Source organism: Burkholderia sp. AW49-1, from assembly GCF_053427845.1.
Map to the genome: position 1 here is coordinate 62,122 of NZ_JBSAXF010000024.1, position 21,019 is coordinate 83,140.

The window sequence follows — 21,019 nt, forward strand, 5'->3', positions numbered from 1 at the left end:
AAAGTCCGGCCGCGTAAGGGATTGGCCCCGCAGCTATAATGCCCGCCATGACTGCCCACCACACCTTCGACGTCGCCGTGGTCGGCGGCGGGCTCGTCGGCAAGACGGCCGCGCTCGCGCTGACCCAGTCCGGCTGCAAGACCGCCTTGCTCGCCCAGCCGGCCACGCCGCGCCCCGCCGATCTCGCGTTCGACACGCGCATCTACGCGCTGTCGTCCAGCTCGCAGGCATTGCTGGAGCGGCTGCGGATCTGGCAGGCGCTCGACCATGGCCGGCTCGCGCCGGTCTACGACATGCGCGTGTACGGCGACGCACACGCGGAACTGCATTTCTCCGCGTACCAGGCTTCCGTGCCGCAACTGGCCTGGATCGCCGAATCGTCGCTGATCGAGACGTCGCTCGACGCCGCGCTGCGGTTTCAGCCGAACCTCACGTGGTTCGATGCGCGCGCGCAGGGCTTCGACGTGCGCGACGACGCGGCGGTGCTCACGCTGTCGTCGGGCCAGGTGCTCGAAGCGGACCTCGTGGTCGGTGCGGACGGCGCGCATTCGTGGGTGCGCTCCCAAATGGGGGCCAAGGTCGAGCGGCGCGATTACCGGCAGACGGGCGTCGTCGCGAACTTCAAGGCGTCGCTGCCGCACCGCGAGACGGCCTGCCAGTGGTTTCACGAAGGCGAGATCATCGCGTTGCTGCCGCTGCCGGACGGTCACGTATCGCTCGTGTGGTCCGCGCACACCGCGCACGCGGACGAACTGCTCACGCTCGATCCCGCGCAGCTCGCGGCCGAAGTCGAGCGCGTGTCGCACGGCCAGCTCGGCGCGCTCGAATGCGTGACGCCGGCGGCCGGCTTCCCGCTCGCGCTGCAGACCGTCGACAAGCTGATCGCCCCGCGTGTCGCGCTGGTCGGCGATGCCGCACACCTGATTCACCCGCTCGCGGGGCAGGGGATGAACCTCGGGCTGCGCGACGTCGCGGCGCTCGCCGACGCGATCGCGAACAAGGAGAGCTTCCGCAACCTCGGCGATACGGTGCTCCTGCGCCGCTACGAGCGTTCGCGCCGCGAGGACATCCGCGCGCTGATGGTCGCGACCGACGGGCTGCAGCGGCTGTTCGCGGTGCCCGGCTCCCTTGCGAAGGCGGTGCGCAACGCGGGCATGGCGTTCGTTGGTGCGCAACCACTCGTGAAGCGCTGGCTCGTGTCGGCCGCGCTCGGCTGATCGAACCTTCGTGCCTTCGGCCTGTCGGACAGGGTTCCGTTACGGCGTACACTGTGACGTGCACTCCGATTGAGCTGAAGGAACTACAGGATGAAAAAAACGATCCGCATCGCATCGCTGGCGCTGGCCGTCACGATGGCGACGCTTGGCTGCACCGCGCAGGCCGACCAGACCACCGACAAGCTGAAAGCCACGCTGCAAGCACGTCTCGGCAACGACGCACCGATCAAGAGCGTGTCGAAATCGCCGGTCGCGGGCCTGTACGAAGTGAACCTCGGCACGCAGATCATCTATAGCGATGCCGCCGGCGACTACGTGCTGCTCGGCGATCTCGTCGACACCAAGACGCACAAGAACCTGACCGACGCGCGCCTGTCCGACCTCAACAAGATCGACTTCGCGAGCCTGCCGCTCGCGAACGCGATCAAGGTCGTCAAGGGCAACGGTGCACGCAAGATCGCGGTGTTCTCCGATCCGAACTGCCCGTACTGCAAACGCCTCGAGACGACGCTGCAGTCGATCGACAACGTGACCGTCTACACGTTCCTGTACCCGGTGCTGTCACCCGATTCGACCGCGAAGTCGAAGGCGATCTGGTGCGCGACCGACCGCGCGAAAACCTGGGAAGGCTGGATGCTCGACCATCGCGTGCCGACCGGCGCCGGCACCTGCGATACGACCGCGCTCGACAAGAACCTCGCGCTCGGCCGCGGGATGAACGTCACCGGCACGCCGACGATCTTCCTGCCCGATGGCCGCCGCCTGCCGGGCGCGGTGTCGGCCGACCAGCTGAACCAGGCGCTCGCGTCGAGCAAGTAACCGACCGACACGCCGGGCCGCATGGCCCGGCCAGCGAGGGGCGCCCGCGATATCAGCCGGCGCCTCTCTTCGTTTCCGCCGCCGTATTCCGTCCGATTTCCGTCCGATTCCCACGATGACCCAGCCGATCCGTTATTCGATTGCCCCGAAAGATCTTGCAGCGCACCTGTTCGAAGTGTCGGTGACGGTCGCCGATCCCGATCCCGAAGGCCAGCGCTTCTCGCTGCCGGTGTGGATTCCGGGCAGCTACCTGGTGCGCGAATTCGCGCGTAACATCGTGACGCTCGCCGCGTTCAACGACGCGGGCCGCAAGGTGCGGATCGCGAAAACCGACAAGAACACGTGGCAGGCCGCGCCGGTGAACGGCGCGCTGACGCTTCGCTACGACGTGTACGCGTGGGACCTGTCGGTCCGCTCCGCGTATCTCGACCAATCGGGCGGCTTCTTCAATGCCACGGCCGTGTTCCTGAGCGTGGCCGGCCGCGAGGATGCGCCGTGCGAGGTCGACATCGCGAAACCGGCGGGCCCGGCGTTCCGCGCGTGGCGCGTCGGTACGTCGCTGCCCGAGGCGCGCGGCACCCGGCGCTACGGGTTCGGTGCGTACCGCGCGTCGAATTACGATGAACTCACCGACCATCCGGTGACGATCGGCGAATTCGCGCTGGCGACGTTCGACGCGCACGGCGTGCCGCACGACATCGTGGTCGCCGGGCGCGTGACGCAGCTCGACATGGAGCGGCTGCGCGCCGACCTGAAGCGCGTGTGCGAGGCGCAGATCGCGCTGTTCGAGCCGAAATCGAAAAAGGCGCCGATGGACCGCTACGTGTTCATGACGCTCGCGGTCAGCGACGGCTACGGCGGCCTCGAGCACCGTGCGTCGACCGCGCTGATCTGCAACCGCACCGATCTACCGGTGAAGGGCCGGCCGGAAGCGACGGAAGGCTATCGCACGTACCTCGGCCTGTGCAGCCACGAGTATTTCCATACGTGGAACGTGAAGCGCATCAAGCCGGCCGCGTTCGTGCCATACGACCTCGCGCGAGAAAACTACACGTCGCTGTTGTGGCTGTTCGAGGGCTTCACGTCGTATTACGACGATCTGATGCTCGTGCGCAGCGGGCTGATGTCGCAGGACGAATATTTCGCGGCGCTCGGCCGCACCGTCGGCGGCGTGCTGCGCGGCACGGGGCGACTGAAGCAGAGCGTCGCGGAAAGCTCGTTCGACGCGTGGATCAAGTACTACCGCCAGGACGAGAACGCGACCAATGCGATCGTCAGCTACTACACGAAGGGTTCGCTCGTCGCACTCGCGTTCGATCTCGCGATCCGCGCGCAGACGCGCAACCGCAAGTCGCTCGACGACGTGATGCGCTTGCTGTGGCAACGCTACGGACGCGAGTTCTATCGCGGCAAGCAGGCGGGCGTCGAGGAAAACGAGGTCGAGACGCTGATCGAGGAAGCGACGGGCGTCGCGCTCGGCCGGCTGTTCGCCGACGCCGTGCACGGCACGCGCGACCTGCCGCTCGCCGACCTGCTCGCGCCGTTCGGCGTGACGCTCGCGCCGGAGGTCGCGCCTGGCGCGGCTGCGAAGCCGACGATCGGCGCGCGCCTGCGCGGCGGCGCGGACTGCACGCTGGCTGCGGTTTACGAAGGCGGCGGTGCGCATCGCGCGGGGCTGTCGGCTGGTGACACACTGATCGCGCTCGATGGACTGCGCGTCACCGGCACGAACCTCGACGCGCTGCTCGCACGCTACCGCCCGGGCGACAAGGTCGAGGTGCACGCATTCCGCCGCGACGAGCTGCGGACCGCGAAACTGAAGCTCGACGGGCCTGAAGTTGCGCGCTACCGGCTCACGGCGGCCGCCAAGCCGGCTGCCGCGCACAAGGCCCGGGAAGCCTGGCTGAAGGGCTGAGCATGCACGGCCGGGTTTCGGGGCGCGATCATTGATTGTTCTGCTGTTGCAACAATCCGTCGCCTTGAGCCCGCTTTTTCGCAACCATGCGGCCACGCACAATGGCGTCACTCGCGCTACCGAAGCGCAACCAAACCGGAGCCTGACATGACGACCATTCTGCAAATCAATTCCGCGGCGCGCTCGCAAGGTGCGCAATCCACGCTGCTGGCCAACGAACTGACGGCAAAGCTGCAACAATCTAACCCCGGCGCGAACGTCGTGGTTCGCGACCTGCTGGCCGACGCGCTGCCGCACCTCGACGAATCGGTGCTCGGCGCATTCTTCACGCCGGCCGACCAGCGCAGCGCGGAACAGAATGCGATCGTCGCGAAGAGCGATGCACTGATCGCCGAACTGCAGGCCGCCGACATCATCGTGATCGGCGCACCGATGTACAACTTCGGTGTCTCGTCGCAACTGAAGACGTATTTCGACTGGATCGCCCGCGCAGGCGTCACGTTCCGCTACACCGAGAACGGCCCGGAAGGCCTGGTCAAGGGCAAGAAGGTTCACGTGGTGACGGCACGCGGCGGCAAGTACCTGGGTACGCCGAACGACAGCCAGACGCCGTTCCTGCGCACGTTCCTCGGCTTCATCGGCTTGACCGACGTGAGCTTCATCCATGCGGAAGGCCTGAACCTCGGGCCGGATGCGCAAAGCGCCGCGCTTGCCGGCGCCCGCGAAGCGATCGCTGCCGCGTAAGGCCGATGCGGGTGCGTTGCGCCCGCTGCGTCGCCAGATGAAAAAACGCCGCGTCCCGAAAGGGGCGCGGCGTTTTCACATTATGCGGGCGAAAGCGGGAAACTCGACGCGGAACGGCTACGCGAGCGTTTCGGCCACCTCCGGCAGGCGCCAGTCGATCGGCTCGCGACCCGCTTCGACCAGATAGTCGTTCGCGAGCGCGAAGTGGCGGCAACCGAGGAAGCCGCGGTGCGCGGACAGCGGCGACGGATGCGGCGCCTCGAGCACGCAGTGCGCGCTCGCATCGAATAGCGCGCGCTTCGCCTGCGCATGCGCGCCCCACAGCATGAATACCAGACCGCGATGACGGCGGGCGAGTTCGCGGATCAGCGTGTCCGTGCATTGCTCCCAGCCGCGCCTCGCGTGGCTCGCGGCCGCGCCGCGCTCGACCGTCAGCACGGTGTTGAGCAGCAGCACGCCCTGGCGCGCCCAGGTATCGAGGCAGCCGTGACGCGGCGTGTCGTGGCCGAAATTCGCGGCGATTTCCTTGAAGATGTTGCGCAGCGACGGCGGCGTGCGCACGGCCGGCGGCACCGAGAAAGCGAGGCCATGCGCCTGCGGCGTGCCGCGGTCGTCGCCGTGGTACGGATCCTGGCCGAGGATCACGATCTTCACGTCGTCCGGGCTCGTCAGGCGCAGCGCGCGGAACACGTCGGTCGGGTAGACCGTCTTGCCGGCCGCGCGTTCATCGTCGACGAAGCGGCACAGCGGTGCATACGCGTCGCTGTCGGTGAAGGGTTTCAGCACGTCGCGCCAGACGGCCGGCAGCGCGTCGAACTGCGCGGCGAGGTGGAGGACGGGAGCGGCAGCGGGCTGCGGCGCGGCCGAGGCCGGGGCCGGGGCGGTTGCCGCGGCCTTCTTTGCGGGCTTGCGCCCGGCCGCGGCCGGCGCGGGCGCCGGGGCGGAAACATCGTCCTGCGCCGTTTCCGGCACGGGATCGTCGAACAGCGACGCCTGTTGCGGCGTGCGGAGAGTCTTGCGGGTTGCCATGCGTGATGCGGGTTTATTGCGCGCGCAGCCGGTAGCCGCGTTGCGCCTTGCTGATGTTTTCGGGGGCGACGCCCGGCAGCGCTTGCTGCAGTTCGGCGGCGAGTGTCGCGAGCGCCGCTTCCGGGCCGTCGATCAGTTCGAGTTCGATTTCGCTGATCGGTTCGCGGCGCGTATCGTTTTCCGCCTGGACGACGATCTCGCCGACGTCCACCGCGGCCTCGACGGTCGCGCCGCCGATTGCGATGCGCCACAGCGTACGCGAAAAATCCGTCCTGAACAGCGCGTGCAGCGCCGGCGCAGCGTCGCGCAGCGCGGCGGCAGCGTTCGGCACGTCGCACGCGGCGACGAGCGCACCGATTTCGAGCGCATCGCCGGCGACGGGCAACTCCCATTCATGGCGGCGATGCAGCCCGGCTTCCGCGCTGCCGACCGTCTTGAATGTCTGCAGCCAGCCATGCGGCGTGCGGCGCACGCGTATCGCGCTCTTCGAACGGGCCAGCGCGAGATCGGGCGTGTCGTAGTAGACGTTCGCGAGCGCGATGACATTGCCGGCTTCGCCGGTCAGCGTCTCGAAAAAGCGCCGCGCCGCATCGGCCTCGCCGGCCGGCAGCGCGAGCTTGATTTCCTTTTCGATCGCCATCAGAAGAACATCCGCGCGAGTTCCTCGCCCGGCTGATCGGCGCGCATGAACGCCTCGCCGACGAGGAACGCATTCACGTTCGCCGCGCGCATCGTGTCGACGTCGATGCGCGACAGGATGCCCGACTCGGTCACGACCATGCGGTCCGCCGGAATCATGTCGAGCATGTCGAGCGTGGTCTGGATCGTCGTCTCGAACGTGCGCAGATTGCGGTTGTTGATGCCGAGCAGCGGTGTCTTCAGCGTCAGCGCCTGTTCCATCTCGTCGCGGTCGTGAACTTCGACCAGCACGGCGAGGCCGAGCGAGTGCGCATACGCTTCGAGATCCTGCATCAGCGGCGTGTCGAGTGCGGCCGCGATCAGCAGGATGGCGTCGGCACCCATCGCGCGCGCTTCGAGGATCTGGTATGCGTCGACGATGAAGTCCTTGCGCAGCACCGGCAGCGTGCAGGCCGCGCGCGCTTCCTCGAGATAGCGGACGCTGCCCTGGAAGAATTGCTCGTCGGTCAGCACCGACAGGCACGCGGCGCCGTGGGCCGCATACGAGCGTGCGATGTCGGCCGGCACGAAATGCTCGCGCAGCACGCCCTTCGACGGGCTCGCCTTCTTCACTTCGGCGATCACCGCCGCGTTGCCGGCCGCCTGCTTCGCGCGCAGCGCGCCGACGAAGTCGCGCAGGTCGCGCGTCGATGCGTCCAGTTTCAGTGCCTCGAGCGGCGTGCTGCGCATGGCCGCCGCGACTTCGTCGCGCTTGACGGCGATGATTCGGTCGAGAATGTCGCTCATGTGGGTTCCTGCTTGATTCGTAAAGGGAGTCAGCGCTTGAATTGCTGCGTGAAACGCACGAGTTCGTCGACTTTCGCGCGCGCCTTGCCGCTCGCGATCGCTTCGCGGGCGAGCTGGATGCCGTCCGCGATCGATTCGGCGATATTGGCCGCATAGAGCGCGGTGCCCGCGTTCAGCGTGACGATCTCGCGTGCGACGCCCGGCTGGTTGTCCAGTGCGCCGAGCAGCATCGTGCGCGATTCCTCGGCATTTTCCACCTTCAGCGTGCGGTTCGATACCATCTGCAGCCCGAAGTCCTCCGGATGGATCTCGTATTCGTGCACCTCGCCGTCACGCAATTCGCCGACGAGCGTCGCGGCGCCGAGCGACACTTCGTCCATTCCGTCCTTGCCGTATACGACCAGCACGTGCTGCGCGCCGAGGCGCTGCATCACGCGCACCTGGATGCCCACCAGGTCGGGGTGGAACACGCCCATCAGCTGGTTCGGCGCGCCGGCCGGATTGGTCAGCGGGCCGAGAATGTTGAAGATCGTCCGCACGCCGAGCTCGCGGCGCACGGCTGCGATGTTCTTCATCGCCGGATGATGGTTCGGCGCGAACATGAAGCCCATGCCGGTTTCGGCGATCGACGCGGCAACCTGGTCGGGCTGCAGGTCGATGTTCACGCCGAGCGCCTCGAGCACGTCGGCGCTGCCGGATTTGCTCGACACGCCGCGGTTGCCGTGCTTCGCGACCTTCGCGCCGGCCGCGGCCGTGATGAACATCGACGCGGTCGAGATGTTGAACGTGTGTGCGCCGTCGCCGCCCGTGCCGACGATGTCGACGAAGTTCGAGTTGTCCTGCACTTCGACGTGGTTCGCGAATTCGCGCATCACGGTCGCGGCGGCGGCGATCTCGCCGATCGTCTCCTTCTTCACGCGCAGCCCGGTGATGATCGCGGCCGCCATCACGGGCGACATGTCGCCGCGCATGATGAGCCGCATCAGGTGCAGCATCTCGTCGTGGAAGATCTCGCGGTGTTCGATCGTGCGTTGCAGCGCTTCCTGCGGGGTAATCGTCATCGTGCGTCTCCCGTCAGGCTGCCGGCGCGGTCGCGCGGGCCGTTGCGCGATTCTGCTTCAGGAAATTCTCGAGCAGCGCGTGGCCGTGCTCGGAGAGGATCGATTCCGGGTGGAACTGCACGCCTTCGATCGGCAGCGTCTTGTGACGCACGCCCATGATCTCGCCGTCGTCGGTCCACGCGGACACCTCGAGGCAGTCGGGCAGCGATTCGCGTTCGATCGCGAGCGAATGGTAGCGGGTGACGTCGAAATGCTTCGGCAGATCGGCGAATACGCCGCGGCAGTCGGTTTCGATCCGGCTCACCTTGCCGTGCATGATGGTCTTCGCGCGCACGACGCGGCCGCCGAAGGCTTCGCCGATCGCCTGATGGCCGAGGCAGACGCCGAGGATCGGCTTCTTGCCCGCGAATTCGCGCAGCACGTCGAGCGTGATGCCCGCGTGCTGAGGGTTGCTCGGGCCGGGTGACAGGCAGATGGTGTCGGGGTTCAGGCGCGCGATCTCGTCGAGCGTGATTTCGTCGTTGCGGTACGTGCGCACGTCCTCGCCCAGTTCGCCGAAGTACTGGACCAGGTTGTAGGTGAACGAGTCGTAGTTGTCGATCATGAGCAGCATGGTCAGTCTCCGGTCAGAAGTCGCTATCGAGGCCGTCCTGGACCTGTTCGGCCGCACGCAACACCGCGCGCGCCTTGTTTTCGGTCTCTTGCCATTCGGATTCGGGCACCGAGTCCGCGACGACGCCGGCCGCCGCTTGCACGTACAGGTTGCCGTTGTGGATCAGGCCCGTGCGGATCGCGATCGCGAGATCCATCTCGCCCGAGAACGACAGGTAGCCGACGGCGCCGCCGTACAGCCCGCGCTTGATCGGCTCGAGCTCGTCGATCAGTTCCATCGCGCGCACCTTCGGCGCGCCGGACAGCGTGCCGGCCGGGAACGTCGCGCGCAGCACGTCGTAGTTCGTCATGCCGGGCTTCAGCTTGCCTTCGACCGAGCTGACGATGTGCTGCACGTGCGAGTACTTCTCGATCACCATCTTGTCGGTCACCTGCACCGAGCCGATCTCCGCGATGCGGCCGACGTCGTTGCGCGCGAGGTCGATCAGCATCACGTGCTCGGCGATTTCCTTCGGATCGTTCAGCAGTTCGGTCGCGAGTTCCGCGTCGCGCTCGGGCGTGTTGCCGCGCGGACGCGTGCCGGCCAGCGGACGGATCGTGACGATCTGGTCTTCGCCGCGCTTTTCCTGGCGCACCAGGATTTCCGGCGACGCGCCGACCACGTGGAAATCGCCGAAGTTGTAGTAATACATGTACGGCGACGGATTCAGCGAACGCAGCGCGCGATACAGCGACAGCGGATTGTCGCGGTACGGCTTCGTCAGCCGCTGGCCGACCTGGATCTGCATCAGTTCGCCGGCCGCGATGTATTCCTTCGCCTGGCGCACGGCGGCCAGATAATCTTCCTTCTTGAACTCGCGGAACGTCTCGGTGCGCACGCTCGCCGACGTCACCGGCGGCTGCACGGTCGTGCGCAGGCGCTGCTTCAGTTCGCGCAGGCGCTGCTTTGCTTTCGTATAAGCCTCGGGCTGGGCCGGATCCGCGTAGATGATCAGATAGAGCTTGCCGGCGAGGTTGTCGATCACCGCGACTTCCTCGGTGAGCAGCAACTGGATGTCGGGCAGGCCGAGATCGTCGCGCGGCGCGGTGTTCGCGAGCTTCTTCTCGATGTAGCGCACCGCGTCGTAGCCGAAGTAGCCGGCGAGGCCGCCGCAGAAGCGCGGCAGGCCCGGGCGCTGCGCGACCTTGAAGCGCGCCTGGAACGACTCGATGAATTCGAACGGGTCGCTGTCGTGCGTCTCGACGACCTGCCCGTCGCGCACCACTTCGGACACGCCGTTGCGGGTGCGCACCAGCATGCGAGCGGGCAGGCCGATGAACGAATAGCGGCCGAAGCGTTCGCCGCCGACCACCGACTCGAGCAGGAACGAGTTGGCGCCCGCGCGTTCAGGCTGGGCCAGCTTCAGGTAGAGGGACAGCGGCGTTTCGAGGTCGGCGAGCGCTTCCGCGATCAGCGGGATGCGGTTGTAGCCTTCGTTCGCCAGCGATTGGAATTCGAGTTCGGTCATGTTCCGGTCCTGTTCGGGACGAGCGGCGGAGTGCGCCAGGGATCACTTGACGCTGCGCGGGCTGCCGTCGGCGAAAGGGCGGTCGATCGAGAAGTGCCTGTTGCCGGCCGGCACTCCGGGCGTGAACGTCGCGAGCCTGCGGCCGATCCTGAACGCAAGCGTTCGGACGCGGTAGAACTCGAGGTGGTGCGACGATCGGCGCGCGGATGCGCAGCGAGATAAAAAACGGCGCTGAAGACGTGCCTCAGCGTACCTCATCGAAGAGGTTAGCGCGACCAGCGACGCCAGGGCCAGGCTCCCCGGTCGATGCTGCTCAGACTCCGTTTTTTATTCAGAAACATGCGGATGGAAGAAATAATCAGATGGTTGGCCGGCCGGCGTTGTGCGCGGTAATCGCGCGGGCCGCGACCAGCAACGAATCGACTATACCATCCGAATTTATCGTTTGTATAGCTTTGCCGTGGTTGTAGCCGTACGGCACCGTCAGCGTCGCCATCCCCGCCGCGCGGCCCGCCAGCGCGTCGTTTTCCGAGTCGCCGATCGCGACCGCCGCGTCCGGCGCGACGCCGAGCGCGTCGCATGCCGTCAGCATCGGCAGCGGATCGGGCTTCTTGCGCGCGACGCTGTCACCGCCGAGCACGACGCCGAAGCGATCGATCAGCCCGTATTGCTCGAGCAGCTCGACCGCGAAGCGGTGCGGCTTGTTCGTCACGCACGCGAGCCGGATGCCGGCTGCGCGCAACGCGTCGAGGCCGGTTGCGACGTCCGGGTAGAGGCGCGTGTGGCGGCCGTTGATCTTCGCGTATTCGGTCTGGTAGATCGCGAGCGCGTCGTCGAAGCGCGCGTGCGCCTCGTCGGGCGCGAAGCGCGGCTTCAGTACGCTCTGGATCAGGTGCTCGGAGCCCTTGCCGACGTAGCCGATCACCTCGTCGCGCGACGTGGCCGGCGCGCCGAGCTGCGCGAGCATCCCGTTCAGCCCGGCCGTGAAATCGTCGGCCGTGTCGACCATCGTGCCGTCGAGGTCGATCAGCGCCGCGTCGATGCGCGGCCTCGCGAAACGGATCGTGCCGTCGGCTGCAGCCGGTGCCTGACCGGCCAGCGAGGAATCGGCCACGGCGTCAGCTCCGCTCGACGGTGGCGAGCGCGGCGCGCATCTCGTCGATCACCTTGCGGTAGTCGGGCTTGCCGAAGATCGCGGAACCCGCGACAAAGGTGTCCGCGCCGGCCGCCGCGATTTCCGCGATGTTGTCGGCCTTCACGCCGCCGTCCACCTCGAGCAGGATCTCGCGGCCGGTGCGCTCGGTGTATGCGTCGATGCGGGCGCGCGCTTCGCGCAGCTTGTTCAGCGTTTCCGGAATGAACGACTGGCCGCCGAAGCCCGGGTTCACCGACATCAGCAGCACGAAGTCGAGGCGATCCATCACGTGATCGAGATAGTTCAGCGGCGTCGCCGGGTTGAACACGAGGCCGGCCTTGCAGCCGTGATCGCGGATCAGCGACAGCGTACGGTCGATGTGGTCGGAGCCTTCCGGGTGGAAGCTGATCAGGTTCGCGCCGGCTTTCGCGAAATCGGGCACGATCCGATCGACCGGGCGCACCATCAGATGCACGTCGATCGGCACCTGCACGTGCGGGCGGATCGCCTCGCAGACGAGCGGGCCGATCGTGAGGTTCGGCACATAATGGTTGTCCATCACGTCGAAGTGAATCCAGTCGGCGCCGGCGGCGACCACGTTGCGGACTTCTTCGCCGAGCCGTGCAAAGTCGGCCGACAGGATGCTGGGAGCGATGCGGAATTGAGTCATGACAGGGGAGCGGGGACGCTGCGGCGCAAAATCGCCATTCTACCGTCCGGCGACCCGGTGCGCGGCGACGGGCCGTGCGGTTGCGGCCCGATTCCGCATAGAATGCCGAACCAGTGCGGCGCGCCCGCGGCCCCGCCGCTCGAGTTGGCGCGGGCGGTTACCTACAGCGGAAACACCATGAGTCAGTATCAGTTCACCGTTTCGGTGAAAACCAGCTACTTGCCGGAACAATCCGACCCCGATCGACGTCAATACGCATTCGCGTACACGCTGACCATCCGCAATACCGGGCAGGTCGCGGCGCAACTGATCGCGCGTCACTGGATCATCACGGACAGCGAAAACCACGTGCAGGAAGTGAAGGGGCTCGGCGTCGTCGGGCACCAGCCGCTGCTGCAGCCGGGCGAACAGTTCGAATACACGAGCTGGGCCGTGATCGCGACGCCGGTTGGCACGATGCGTGGCGCGTACTTCTGCGTGGCGGAGGACGGCGAGCGGTTCGAGGCGCCGGTCGACGAGTTCGCGCTGCACATGCCGCGCACGCTGCATTGAGCGTGCGGAGCCGATCAGCGCGGCTGGCGGTCGTTGCCGCGGGCGTGCTTTTTCCTGCCCGACGACGTCCACACGACGATGAAGATCAGCAGGGCAAGCGCTACGAAAGCCTCGAGCGCGAAGATGAGCATCGGATATTGGTCGAGAAAATCTGACATGGCGGTTTCCATCAAGAACGAACATTGTATGTGGTTTGGGCTCCGGGCGGCCGGCTGGGTTGCGGCGGCCGCGACGGCAGCGCTGCTTGCCGCATGCGGCAGCGCGCCGACGCGGACGTCGGCGCTCAAGCCGCCGACCGGCGCGGCGATCGTGCCGGGACAGGTTGCCGCGAAGCGGCTTACGCCGGTCGCGTGGCAGCAGGTGCCGGGGTGGCAGGACGATTCGCTGATCGGCGCGACGGCTGCGCTGCGGCAGAACTGCGTGCGGCTCGCGCGCCAGCCGGCATGGCAGCGCGCCTGCGCGGCCGCCGACCGGCTCGACGAGCTCGACGTCGGCAGCGCGCGTGCATTCTTCGAAACGTATTTCACGCCGTTTCAGCTGGCGAATACCGACGGCACGCTCGACGGGCTCGTGACCGGCTATTACGAGCCGCTGTTGCACGGCTCCCGCGTGCGTCGCGGTCCTTACGAGTACGCGCTGTACCGCTGGCCGGCTGGCTATCGCGCCGGTGCAGCGCTGCCCGCTCGCGCGCAGCTCGAGCGGGCAGGCATTCTGAACGGCAACGAACTCGTGTGGGTCGATGATCCGATCGAGGCGTTCTTCCTGCAGGTGCAGGGTTCGGGGCGCGTGCTGCTCGACGACGGTTCGGTGATGCGGGTCGGCTTCGGCGGCACCAATAATCAGCCGTATCGCTCGATCGGCAAGTGGCTGCTCGATCGCGGCGAGCTGACGCCCGCGCAGGCGACGATGCAGGGCATCAAGGCTTGGGCGAAGGCGAACCCGACTCGCGTGGATGCGTTGCTCGACACGAATCCGCGATTCGTGTTCTTCCGCGACATGCCGACGAAGGAAGACGCACCGCACGGCGGCGCGGACGGCCCGATCGGCGCACTCGGCGTGCCGCTCACGGCGGAGCGTTCGATCGCGGTCGATCCGTCGTCGATTCCGCTGGGCACGCCGGTGTTCCTGCAGACCACGCGTCCGCTGACGAATACGCCGATGAACCGGCTCGTGTTCGCACAGGACACGGGTTCCGCGATCAAGGGCGGCGTGCGGGCCGACTATTTCTGGGGGCTGGGCGACGACGCCGGCGACCAGGCAGGACGGATGAAGCAGATCGGCCGGATGTGGCTGCTGTTCCCGAATTCGTGATGCGCGGTGGCGCCGGCGTGTACGTGTAGCCGCGCATCAAAGCGAAACAGCCCGATCGGCGTTGGCCGGTCGGGCTGTTTTTTTGCCTCGCGATTGCAGTTGCGCGCGGTGCTCGGGTGGCGGCGGGTATTGGCGGGCATCAGCCCTTGCGCTTGTCGATCACGCGGCGTGCCTTGCCGACCGAACGTTCGATCCCGTTCACGGGCAGCACGTTGATCACCGCCGTCACGCCGATCAGCGACTTGATGTCGTGTGCGAGCGCTTGTCTCGCCGCTTGGATTGCCGCCGTGTCGGGGGCAGTGTCGGGGCACGGCTCGACGTTGAGCGTCAGCACGTCGAGCGGACCTTCCTTCGTCAGCACGATCTGATAGTGCGGCGCGAGCGCACGCTGTTTCAGCAGCTGCTCTTCGATTTGCGTCGGGAAGACGTTGACGCCCCGCACGATCATCATGTCGTCCGAGCGCCCGGTGATCTTTTCCATCCGGCGCATCGTGCGGGCCGTGCCGGGCAGCAGACGCGTGAGGTCGCGCGTCCGGTAGCGGATGATCGGCAGCGCTTCCTTCGTCAGCGACGTGAACACCAGCTCGCCGAGTTCGCCGTCCGGCAACACTTCGCCGGTGTCGGGGTCGATGATTTCCGGATAGAAGTAGTCTTCCCAGATGGTCGGGCCGTCCTTGGTCTCGACGCATTCCGATGCGACGCCGGGCCCCATCACTTCGGACAGCCCATAGATGTCGACCGCGTCGATGCCCATCCGCTGCTCGATGGCCACGCGCATGTCGTTGGTCCACGGCTCAGCGCCGAAGATGCCGATGCGCAGCGAGCTTTGTGCGGGATCGAGGCCCTGGCGCTCGATCTCGTCGGCGATCGACAGCATGTAGCTCGGCGTCACCATGATGATGTCGGGCCGGAAATCCTGGATCAGCTGCACTTGCTTTTCGGTCTGGCCGCCGCCGAACGGGATCACGGTCAGCCCTGCGCGTTCGGCGCCGTAGTGTGCGCCGAGCCCGCCGGTGAACAACCCGTACCCGTAACTGACATGAACCTTGTCGCCACGCCGCGCGCCGGCCGCGCGGATCGAGCGCGCGACGAGATTCGCCCAAGTGTCGATGTCGCGCGCCGTATAGCCGACGACGGTCGGCTTGCCGGTCGTGCCCGACGACGCGTGAATGCGCGAGATCTGGTCCTGCGGCACCGCGAACATTCCGAACGGGTAGCTGTCGCGCAGGTCGCTCTTGGTCGTGAACGGGAAGCGCGACAGGTCCGTGAGCGTTTTCAGGTCGTCGGGATGCACGCCCGCTTCGTCGAATTTGCGGCGATAGACGGGGGAGTGGTCATATGCATGCCGGAGCGACCACTTCAGGCGTTCGAGCTGTAGTGCGGTCAGCTCGTCGCGTGAGGCGGTCTCGATCGGCTCGAGCGGTAGCGGGGTAGTCATGCCTGTCTCCAGTGATTGTTATAAGCGAGCCGTGGACGTCAACGCTCTTCCGGCAGCACCGTGCCCTTGATCTGGGCCGATTTGCCTCGAAACATCGCAACCGTTTCGCCTGTCTGGTTCGTGACGCGGACGTCGTAGATGCCGTGCCGGCCGCTGCGCGTCTGTTCGATCGCTTCGGCCGTCAGCAGGTCGTGGCCGTGTACGGGACGCAGGTATTCGATCGAGCAGCCAGCCGCAACGGTATTCAGGTTGTACGAGTTGCACGCGAACGCGAACGTCGAATCGGCGAGCGTGAAGATGATGCCGCCGTGGCAGGTCTGATGTCCGTTCAGGAATTCCGGCCGTACGCGCATCTGCAGGCGTGCGTAGCCGGCCCGCACTTCGGCGATTTCCATGCCGAACGCGCGGCTGCAGGCGTCTGCGTCGTACATGGCCCGCGCCGTCGCGCGGGCGAGCGCGTCGGGGTCGAGCGTGTCGTTGGCGGTGGTCATGTCAACGTCCCTCGAAGCGTGGGGCACGCTTCTCGATGAACGCCTTCACGCCTTCCGCGTAGTCGTATGACTGGCCGAGCTTGCGCTGCAGGTCGCGTTCGAGGTCGAGCTGCTGGTCGAGCGTATTCGTGACGCTGTCGCGCATCGATTGCTTGATCGACGCGATCGCGAGCGTCGGTTGCTGCGCGAGCTGATTGGCGAGCTGATGGACCGACGCGACGAGCGCATCGTCGTCGACCGCACGCCAGATCAAGCCCCATTGTTCGGCCTGTTCGGCGCCGAGCTTGTTGCCGGTGAGGGCGAGCCCCAGCGCGCGTGCCATGCCGACGCGTTGCGGCAGGAACCATGTCCCGCCCGAATCGGGCACGAGTCCGATCTTGACGAAGGCCTGGATGAAACTGCTCGAGCGTGCGGCGAACACGATGTCGCAGGCGAGCGCGAGGTTTGCGCCAGCGCCGGCCGCCGTGCCGTTGACGGCGGCGATCACCGGAATCGGCATGCGTTGCAGGCGACGAATGAGCGGATTGAAATGCTCGTCGATCAGCGTGCCGAGGTCGGTGGACGCGCCAGGCGTGAAGTCGAGATCGGCCAGGTCCTGGCCAGCGCAAAAGCCGCGCCCCGCACCTGTCAGGATCAGCGCTCGTGCGCCGGCCGCTTCGACTTCATCGAGCGCAGACTGCAGTTCGCGGTGCATCGCACGCGTGAAGCTGTTCAGCTTGTCCGGGCGGTTGAGGATGATCGTGGCCACGCGGGCAGTCTGATCGATATCGAGCTGGATCGCCTCATATGACATGCAGTGTCTCCTTCATGACTTCGTTATAGGCGCGCGACGCGTCGGTTACACGCGCTCGATGGCGATCGCGATGCCCTGCCCGACGCCGATGCACATCGTACAGAGCGCAAACCGGCCGCCCGTACGCTCGAGTTGGTGAAGCGCCGTGGTCACGAGCCGAGCGCCCGATGCGCCGAGCGGGTGGCCGAGCGCGATCGCACCGCCGTTCGGGTTCACGCGCGGATCGTCGTCGGCGACACCGAGCATGCGCAACACCGCGAGACCTTGCGAGGCGAACGCTTCGTTCAGCTCGATCACGTCGAACTGGTCGATCGTCATGCCGAGCTGGCGCAACAGTTTCTGCGTGGCCGGCGCCGGGCCGATCCCCATCACGCGCGGTTCGACGCCGGCGGTTGCCATGCCGACGACGCGTGCGCGGCGGCGCAGCCCATATTGATCGGCGGCTTCCGCGTTGGCGAGCAGCAGTGCGCATGCGCCGTCGTTGACACCCGACGCGTTGCCGGCCGTCACCGATCCGTCCGGTCGCACGACGCCCTTCAGCTTCGCGAGCGCTTCGAGAGACGTTTCGCGCGGATGTTCGTCGCGCGATACGACGAGCGCGTCGCCTTTCTTCTGTGGAATCGTCACCGGGACGATTTCCTCGGCGAGCGTGCCGTCTTGCTGCGCACGCGCGGCCTTTTGCTGGCTACGCAGCGCGAACAGGTCCTGGTCAGCACGGCTGATGTCGTAGTCGACAGCGACGTTCTCGGCCGTCTCCGGCATCGAATCGACGCCGTATTGCTGTTTCATCAGCGGATTGACGAAACGCCAGCCGATCGTCGTGTCGTAGACGTCGGCCTGGCGCGCGAATGCGCTGGCGGCCTTGCCCATCACGAAGGGCGCGCGCGTCATGCTTTCGACACCGCCCGCGATCATCACGCGGGCCTCGCCAGCCTTGATCGCGCGCGCGGCGGTGCCGACGGCGTCCATGCCCGAGCCGCACAGCCGGTTCAGCGTGGTGCCCGGCACGGCGGTCGGCAGGCCCGCGAGCAGCGCGGACATGCGCGCGACGTTGCGGTTGTCCTCGCCGGCCTGATTCGCGCAGCCGTAGATGACGTCGTCGATCGCCGACCAGTCGACGTTGCGGTTGCGTTCGATCAGCGCCTTGAGCGGCACCGCGCCGAGATCGTCGGCACGAACGTCTTTCAGGGCGCCGCCGTAGCGGCCGATGGGGGTGCGAATCGCGTCGCAGATGTAGGCGTCGGTCATGGGGATGTCGATGTGCTACGAACCCGCCGGTTGGCGGATTCGTTCATGGTAGAGAACGTGACGGCGTTTGCACGTCGGCCATTCGGGTTATGCCGTTTGGCCGGCTTCCGCAGGTACTGCCTTCGGCGCAACATGGACGCGGCTTTGCACCACACGGAACCGGTTGGCGACGAACGCCGGATCGGCGAGCGCCGCGTTGGCAGCCGGGTTCGCGCCGGTGCCGTGGAAGTCGGAGAATGCGGCCGACTGGTTGACGAACACGCCGCCCGTCAGGTTGATCGACAGCGCGACGCCGCCACGGACCGCTGCATCGTGCGCGGCGTCGAGGACTTTGTCGTCGGTGCTGTAGACGGAGAGCGTCAGAGCGCCATGTTCCGCGGCGATTTCGCCGGCGAGATCGAGCGACTGCGCGGTCGAGTCGGTCGCGATCACGAACGAGATCGGACCGAACCACTCCTGTGTGAATTTCGCACGGTCGGCCACGTCGAGCTGCAGCACGAGCGGCGTGCGCACGCGAGCGTCGGCGAACGTCGGATGCTGGAGCGTCTGGCTGTCGGCGAGCACACGACCGAGCTTGCGAGCGTCGTCGATGCGCGCGACCACGCCGTCGTTCTGGATCGCACCGATCAGTTCGACCGAGCGAGCCGGATCGCCGGTCAGTTTCTGCACGGAGATGGCGATCGCCTGGGCGACTTCGTCGAAGCTTGCATGGCCATCCGCCGTCCGGATGCCGTCGCGCGGCACGTAGATGTTCTGCGGTGCCGTGCACATCTGGCCGGAGTACAGCGCCAGCGAAAACGCGATGTTTTTGGCCGCGGCCTTCAGGTCGTCGGTCGAGTCGATCACGATCTGGTTGACACCGGCCTTCTCGGTATACACCTGTGCCTGATGGGCGTGGCGTTCGAGCCACGTGCCGTTTTGCGTGCTGCCCGTGAAGTCGATCAGCTTGATTTCAGGACGCAGCGCAAGGTCCTGCACGATGGCGCCGTCGTTCGGCTCGGTCGCGAGGAGCGTAACGACGTTCGGATCGAAGCCGGCTTCACGCAGCACGTCGCGGGCGATGCGGACCGTGATCGCGAGCGGCAGGATGGCGCCCGGATGAGGTTTGACGATCACCGTGTTGCCGGTCGCCAGGTCGGCGAACAGACCAGGGTAGCCGTTCCAGGTCGGGAACGTGCAGCAGCCGAGCACGAGGCCGGTGCCGCGCGGGACGATCGTATAACGCTTGTGCATCGCGAGCGGCGGGTTCTTGCCTTGCGGCTTCTCCCAGTGTGCATCTGCGGGGATGCGGCGCAACTCGTCCCAGGCGTAGGCGACCGCTTCGAGCGCACGATCCTGCGCATGCGGGCCGCCGGCCTGGAACGCCATCATGAACGCCTGGCCCGTCGTGTGCATCACGCTGTAGGCAATCTCGAAGCTTGCGCGATTCAGCCGTGCGAGGATTTCGAGACTGACGCCGATCCAGGCGCTCGGGCCGGCTTCGCGCCATGCACGCTGGGCAGTAGCGGCCGCGGCAATCAGTTCGTCGGGTGTCGATTTCGGATAGCGGATGCCCAGCGCGATCCCGTACGGCGACTGCTCCGCGCCGACGGTTCCAGCGGACGCCGGCTGGTCGAGCACGAACGTGTTGCCGAGGTGTGCCTTGAACGCCGCTTCGCCATCGGCGTTGGCGCTTTCCCCGTACACTTTGGGACTTGGCATTTCCGCGAACGGGCTCCAGTACCCGCGGCTCTCGATGGCGGCGAGGGCGTGTTTCAGCGTGTCTTCGTGCTTCGTGAACAGTGCATGGGTCATGACGGCGGCCTGATGGACGTAGGGAAGGGTTGGATCGATTAATTAACCGACCGGTTGGTCGGAGAATGGTAGCATCAAACTATTCGCATGTGCGAGGCGTTTCTCATTTCATTGATCGAGGAGAAATAGATGTCTTACGAGAACATCCTGGTGGAGACCCGGGGGCGAGTCGGGCTGATCACGCTGAACCGTCCGAAGGCGCTTAACGCGCTGAACGATGCGCTGATGGATGAGTTGGGCGTTGCGCTGAAAGCGTTCGACGCAGACGACGCGATCGGCGCGATCGTCGTGACGGGGAGCGAAAAGGCGTTCGCGGCCGGGGCCGACATCGGCATGATGGCGACCTATTCCTATATGGATGTTTATCGCGGCGACTACATCACCCGTAACTGGGAGACCGTCCGCGAGATCCGCAAGCCGATCATTGCGGCCGTGGCGGGCTTTGCGCTTGGCGGTGGTTGCGAGCTCGCGATGATGTGCGACATTGTCTTCGCAGCGGATACGGCCAAGTTCGGCCAACCCGAGATCAAGCTGGGCGTGATGCCGGGCGCAGGCGGCACGCAGCGTCTGCCGCGCGCGGTGTCCAAGGCGAAGGCGATGGACATGTGCCTGACGGCGCGCTTCATGGATGCGGACGAGGCGGAACGGGCGGGGCTCGTATCGCGCGTGCTGCCGGCCGACAAACTGCTCGACGAAGCGATTGCCGCAGCGACGACGATTGCCGAGTTTTCACTGCCGGCGGTCATGATGGTCAAGGAGTCGGTGAATCGCGCGTACGAGACGACGCTGGCCGAGGGCGTTCATTTCGAGCGTCGACTGTTCCATTCGCTGTTCGCGACCGAAGATCAGAAGGAAGGGATGGCGGCATTCGTCGAGAAACGGAAGCCGGTATTCAAGAACCGCTGATTTGGCGACGGCCGAGTGGTGCCAGGCGAGCGACGGATGTTGGTCGTCGGCGCGATCGCCCGGTGCGTGAGCTCCAAGCCCCCGTGCGCGGTAGCGCACGGGGGCTTTTTCAAAATATTTTCACAAAAGGGTTGCGGAGGTCGAGGCGGGTGCATAGAATCACGCCTCTTTCGCGCTAACGGCAACGCGGCGCGGGAGAGGAAGGGAAGCGGTGCGCTCGAGTATGGGTTGTAGAACCCCGGCGCACACGAAGTTGAGCCCCCGCCGTCGCAACGAAGTAGTTCAGAAAGTTGTTGACGAGCTGAAAAAGACGGTTCATAATCTCGCTTCTCTGCTGCTGAAAACGCAGCA

General features: G+C 66.3%; 20 protein-coding genes. 7 read left to right on the forward strand and 13 right to left on the reverse strand.

Annotation, left to right across the window (positions count from 1 at the left end):
• Positions 1-38: 38 nt before the first annotated feature.
• From ACV22W_RS26765 to ACV22W_RS26780, 4 genes are all read left to right on the forward strand, one after another.
• Positions 39-1,217, forward strand: a complete 1,179-nt coding sequence (locus tag ACV22W_RS26765; RefSeq protein WP_448022537.1) for a UbiH/UbiF family hydroxylase — start codon at positions 39-41, stop codon at positions 1,215-1,217.
• 90 nt (positions 1,218-1,307) lie between these two features.
• Positions 1,308-2,036, forward strand: a complete 729-nt coding sequence (locus ACV22W_RS26770) for a DsbC family protein (protein ID WP_448022538.1) — start codon at positions 1,308-1,310, stop codon at positions 2,034-2,036.
• Between the two features lie 115 nt (positions 2,037-2,151).
• Positions 2,152-3,951 carry a M61 family metallopeptidase gene (locus tag ACV22W_RS26775; RefSeq protein WP_448022539.1) on the forward strand — a complete coding sequence of 600 codons (1,800 nt, stop codon included), beginning with the start codon at positions 2,152-2,154 and terminating at the stop codon, positions 3,949-3,951.
• Between the two features lie 147 nt (positions 3,952-4,098).
• Complete coding sequence (locus ACV22W_RS26780; protein ID WP_059692322.1) at positions 4,099-4,695, forward strand: FMN-dependent NADH-azoreductase; 597 nt, start codon at positions 4,099-4,101, stop codon at positions 4,693-4,695.
• 117 nt (positions 4,696-4,812) lie between these two features.
• On the opposite strand, the gene ACV22W_RS26785 is transcribed toward ACV22W_RS26780, so the two are convergent.
• The 8 genes from ACV22W_RS26785 to rpe all read right to left on the reverse strand — a co-directional run bounded on the left by ACV22W_RS26785 (position 4,813) and on the right by rpe (position 12,135).
• Positions 4,813-5,724: a uracil-DNA glycosylase gene (locus ACV22W_RS26785; RefSeq protein ID WP_448022540.1), complete on the reverse strand. Its 912-nt coding sequence runs from the start codon at positions 5,722-5,724 to the stop codon at positions 4,813-4,815.
• A 13-nt stretch (positions 5,725-5,737) separates the two neighbouring features.
• A complete protein-coding gene (locus tag ACV22W_RS26790; protein WP_448022541.1) occupies positions 5,738-6,364 on the reverse strand; it encodes a CYTH domain-containing protein in 627 nt (208 codons plus the stop codon).
• Positions 6,364-7,149: an indole-3-glycerol phosphate synthase TrpC gene (gene trpC / locus ACV22W_RS26795; protein WP_448022542.1), complete on the reverse strand. Its 786-nt coding sequence runs from the start codon at positions 7,147-7,149 to the stop codon at positions 6,364-6,366. The genes ACV22W_RS26790 and trpC overlap by 1 nt, the downstream gene beginning before the upstream one ends.
• Before the next feature lie 29 nt (positions 7,150-7,178).
• Positions 7,179-8,210: an anthranilate phosphoribosyltransferase gene (gene trpD, locus ACV22W_RS26800; RefSeq protein ID WP_059702638.1), complete on the reverse strand. Its 1,032-nt coding sequence runs from the start codon at positions 8,208-8,210 to the stop codon at positions 7,179-7,181.
• A 13-nt stretch (positions 8,211-8,223) separates the two neighbouring features.
• A complete protein-coding gene (locus ACV22W_RS26805; RefSeq protein ID WP_059532695.1) occupies positions 8,224-8,823 on the reverse strand; it encodes an aminodeoxychorismate/anthranilate synthase component II in 600 nt (199 codons plus the stop codon).
• A gap of 13 nt (positions 8,824-8,836) precedes the next feature.
• Positions 8,837-10,330 carry an anthranilate synthase component I gene (gene trpE, locus ACV22W_RS26810; RefSeq protein ID WP_448022543.1) on the reverse strand — a complete coding sequence of 498 codons (1,494 nt, stop codon included), beginning with the start codon at positions 10,328-10,330 and terminating at the stop codon, positions 8,837-8,839.
• A 358-nt stretch (positions 10,331-10,688) separates the two neighbouring features.
• On the reverse strand, positions 10,689-11,444 hold the full coding sequence (locus ACV22W_RS26815; RefSeq protein WP_059532689.1) for a phosphoglycolate phosphatase: 756 nt from the start codon (positions 11,442-11,444) through the stop codon (positions 10,689-10,691).
• Between the two features lie 4 nt (positions 11,445-11,448).
• A complete protein-coding gene (rpe, locus tag ACV22W_RS26820; RefSeq protein ID WP_006482066.1) occupies positions 11,449-12,135 on the reverse strand; it encodes a ribulose-phosphate 3-epimerase in 687 nt (228 codons plus the stop codon).
• A 177-nt stretch (positions 12,136-12,312) separates the two neighbouring features.
• On the opposite strand from rpe, the gene apaG reads away from it, so the two are divergent.
• Entirely contained in the window at positions 12,313-12,687 is a 375-nt protein-coding gene (gene apaG / locus ACV22W_RS26825; protein WP_448022544.1) for a Co2+/Mg2+ efflux protein ApaG, read from the forward strand.
• Between the two features lie 78 nt (positions 12,688-12,765).
• A complete protein-coding gene (gene mltA / locus ACV22W_RS26830; protein WP_448022545.1) occupies positions 12,766-13,998 on the forward strand; it encodes a murein transglycosylase A in 1,233 nt (410 codons plus the stop codon).
• A gap of 139 nt (positions 13,999-14,137) precedes the next feature.
• Here mltA and paaK read toward each other — a convergent pair whose 3' ends face one another.
• The 5 genes from paaK to paaN all read right to left on the reverse strand — a co-directional run bounded on the left by paaK (position 14,138) and on the right by paaN (position 19,762).
• Positions 14,138-15,436 (reverse strand): phenylacetate--CoA ligase PaaK, encoded by a 1,299-nt coding sequence (gene paaK / locus ACV22W_RS26835; protein ID WP_448022546.1) that lies wholly within the window; start codon positions 15,434-15,436, stop codon positions 14,138-14,140.
• Positions 15,437-15,474: 38 nt separating this feature from the next.
• Positions 15,475-15,927: a hydroxyphenylacetyl-CoA thioesterase PaaI gene (paaI, locus tag ACV22W_RS26840; protein WP_448022547.1), complete on the reverse strand. Its 453-nt coding sequence runs from the start codon at positions 15,925-15,927 to the stop codon at positions 15,475-15,477.
• A 1-nt stretch (position 15,928) separates the two neighbouring features.
• Positions 15,929-16,720 carry a 2-(1,2-epoxy-1,2-dihydrophenyl)acetyl-CoA isomerase PaaG gene (paaG, locus tag ACV22W_RS26845; protein WP_448022548.1) on the reverse strand — a complete coding sequence of 264 codons (792 nt, stop codon included), beginning with the start codon at positions 16,718-16,720 and terminating at the stop codon, positions 15,929-15,931.
• Between the two features lie 45 nt (positions 16,721-16,765).
• A complete protein-coding gene (gene pcaF, locus ACV22W_RS26850; protein WP_448022549.1) occupies positions 16,766-17,968 on the reverse strand; it encodes a 3-oxoadipyl-CoA thiolase in 1,203 nt (400 codons plus the stop codon).
• An 87-nt stretch (positions 17,969-18,055) separates the two neighbouring features.
• Entirely contained in the window at positions 18,056-19,762 is a 1,707-nt protein-coding gene (paaN, locus tag ACV22W_RS26855; RefSeq protein ID WP_448022550.1) for a phenylacetic acid degradation protein PaaN, read from the reverse strand.
• A gap of 129 nt (positions 19,763-19,891) precedes the next feature.
• Between paaN and ACV22W_RS26860 the strand changes: the two genes are divergently transcribed.
• Positions 19,892-20,668 carry an enoyl-CoA hydratase gene (locus ACV22W_RS26860; protein WP_448022551.1) on the forward strand — a complete coding sequence of 259 codons (777 nt, stop codon included), beginning with the start codon at positions 19,892-19,894 and terminating at the stop codon, positions 20,666-20,668.
• Positions 20,669-21,019 lie beyond the last annotated feature (351 nt).

Bases quoted from the DNA above. Each gene is read 5' to 3' on its own strand.
- pcaF (WP_448022549.1), bottom strand. From the start codon at position 17,968: ATGACCGACGCCTACATCTGCGACGCGATTCGCACCCCCATCGGCCGC.
- ACV22W_RS26780 (WP_059692322.1), top strand. From the start codon at position 4,099: ATGACGACCATTCTGCAAATCAATTCCGCGGCGCGCTCGCAAGGTGCG.
- paaN (WP_448022550.1), bottom strand. From the start codon at position 19,762: ATGACCCATGCACTGTTCACGAAGCACGAAGACACGCTGAAACACGCC.
- mltA (WP_448022545.1), top strand. From the start codon at position 12,766: ATGAAGATCAGCAGGGCAAGCGCTACGAAAGCCTCGAGCGCGAAGATG.
- apaG (WP_448022544.1), top strand. From the start codon at position 12,313: ATGAGTCAGTATCAGTTCACCGTTTCGGTGAAAACCAGCTACTTGCCG.
- ACV22W_RS26770 (WP_448022538.1), top strand. From the start codon at position 1,308: ATGAAAAAAACGATCCGCATCGCATCGCTGGCGCTGGCCGTCACGATG.
- trpE (WP_448022543.1), bottom strand. From the start codon at position 10,330: ATGACCGAACTCGAATTCCAATCGCTGGCGAACGAAGGCTACAACCGC.
- ACV22W_RS26790 (WP_448022541.1), bottom strand. From the start codon at position 6,364: ATGGCGATCGAAAAGGAAATCAAGCTCGCGCTGCCGGCCGGCGAGGCC.
- ACV22W_RS26765 (WP_448022537.1), top strand. From the start codon at position 39: ATGCCCGCCATGACTGCCCACCACACCTTCGACGTCGCCGTGGTCGGC.
- ACV22W_RS26775 (WP_448022539.1), top strand. From the start codon at position 2,152: ATGACCCAGCCGATCCGTTATTCGATTGCCCCGAAAGATCTTGCAGCG.
- ACV22W_RS26805 (WP_059532695.1), bottom strand. From the start codon at position 8,823: ATGCTGCTCATGATCGACAACTACGACTCGTTCACCTACAACCTGGTC.
- rpe (WP_006482066.1), bottom strand. From the start codon at position 12,135: ATGACTCAATTCCGCATCGCTCCCAGCATCCTGTCGGCCGACTTTGCA.
- ACV22W_RS26860 (WP_448022551.1), top strand. From the start codon at position 19,892: ATGTCTTACGAGAACATCCTGGTGGAGACCCGGGGGCGAGTCGGGCTG.
- trpD (WP_059702638.1), bottom strand. From the start codon at position 8,210: ATGACGATTACCCCGCAGGAAGCGCTGCAACGCACGATCGAACACCGC.
- paaG (WP_448022548.1), bottom strand. From the start codon at position 16,720: ATGTCATATGAGGCGATCCAGCTCGATATCGATCAGACTGCCCGCGTG.
- trpC (WP_448022542.1), bottom strand. From the start codon at position 7,149: ATGAGCGACATTCTCGACCGAATCATCGCCGTCAAGCGCGACGAAGTC.
- ACV22W_RS26785 (WP_448022540.1), bottom strand. From the start codon at position 5,724: ATGGCAACCCGCAAGACTCTCCGCACGCCGCAACAGGCGTCGCTGTTC.
- paaK (WP_448022546.1), bottom strand. From the start codon at position 15,436: ATGACTACCCCGCTACCGCTCGAGCCGATCGAGACCGCCTCACGCGAC.
- paaI (WP_448022547.1), bottom strand. From the start codon at position 15,927: ATGACCACCGCCAACGACACGCTCGACCCCGACGCGCTCGCCCGCGCG.